The following is a 241-nucleotide window of genomic DNA, read 5'->3' as shown; positions in this document are numbered from 1 at the left end:
GATCACGCGCGGCGGTTATGCGAAGCGGACCCGCACCGACCTCTACCGCACCCAGAAGCGCGGCGGCAAGGGCGTGCGCGGCGCCACGCTGAGGGTCGACGACGAGGTGGATCACCTCTTCGCCACGACCAACCACCACTGGATCCTGTTCTTCACGAACCTGGGCCGGGTGTACCGGGCGAAGGTGTGGCAGCTGCCGGAGGCGGGCCGGGACGCGAAGGGCGGCCATGTGGCTGGCCTG

General features: G+C 70.1%; 1 protein-coding gene. It reads left to right on the top strand.

Going from position 1 to position 241, the window contains the following annotated elements:
- The coding region (locus BN358_RS23665) for a DNA gyrase C-terminal beta-propeller domain-containing protein (RefSeq protein ID WP_157593437.1) at positions 1-241 on the top strand (241 nt) is incomplete at both ends.

The organism is Sedimentibacter sp. B4, assembly GCF_000309315.1.
Classification (GTDB): Bacteria; Bacillota; Clostridia; order Tissierellales; family Sedimentibacteraceae; genus Sedimentibacter; species Sedimentibacter saalensis.
The sequence above is the reverse complement of the archived record's forward strand: the minus strand, read 5'-3'. Positions and strand labels throughout refer to the sequence as shown.